Raw genomic sequence first — 892 nt, forward strand, 5'->3', positions numbered from 1 at the left:
ACCAGTCGCACCGGGCCTCCGTCAGGAATGCGTCCAGGCGTGCCTGGACGAGCTCGAATTCACGCAGCACCAGGTTCAGCTCCGCCTGGCGAAGGGCCGCTCCGCTCTGCACCAGCTCGAGGCTGCTGCCACGGCCCACTTCAAAGGAACGGCGGGTGAGCTTGTCGGTGCGGTCGGCGAGGTCTCTCGACTCCACCGCCGTCTTCACCAGCGCCTCGGCGACTTCCACGCCGCGCCGGGCCTGGGCCACCTCCAGCTCCACGTCGCGGCGCGCGCTCTCCAGCGCGGCGGCCGCCTGCTCTTCCACGCCCGCGCGCTCGCGCACCAGGCCCCCGCGTCCGCCGCCTTCCCAGAGGGGCACCGACAGCACGGCGGCGACATTCCACGTGGCGAAGCGGCCGAAGCCCGGGTCCGTGGTGAGGCCGAAGAGGGTGCTGCTGACGCCCAGCGTGGGCAGGTAGCCCGCCGAGGCCTGCCGCCGGCTGTCGCGCGCCGAGTCCACCTGCGCGCGTGCGGCCACCAGGTCCGGCCGCGTCTCCAGGCTCTCCAGCGGGGCGCAGTCCTTGCGCGTCTGGTCCACCAGTCCCTGGAGGTTGAAGGCCGGGTCCACGCCGAAGGGCTGGCCGAAGCCCAGCGAGAAGCCCAGCGACTCTCGCGCCCGACGCAGCTGCTCGTCACCGGCGATGAGGGCGCCGCGCGCCACGGCCACGTCCTGACTGACGCGCACCACGTCCAGTTGGTTGCCCGCGCCCAGCTCGAAGGTGCGCCGGGTGAGGGCCTCGCGCTCCAGGGCCCGCTGCAGGCCGACGCGGTTGATTTCGGCGGCGCGCTCGGCGGCCACGGTGGCCACCAGCACCTGCGCCAGTCCCAGGGTGAGGCGGCGGCGCGCGTC

The 892-nt window shown here is 74.0% G+C and carries 1 protein-coding gene; it reads right to left on the bottom strand.

The window, feature by feature from the left end; all coding sequences use genetic code 11:
- Window positions 1-892 (bottom strand): TolC family protein (locus G4D85_RS48415; protein WP_164021923.1); only part of this gene is annotated, 892 nt, incomplete at both ends.

The sequence above is a fragment of the Pyxidicoccus trucidator genome, assembly GCF_010894435.1.
GTDB classification, from domain to species: domain Bacteria; phylum Myxococcota; class Myxococcia; order Myxococcales; family Myxococcaceae; genus Myxococcus; species Myxococcus trucidator.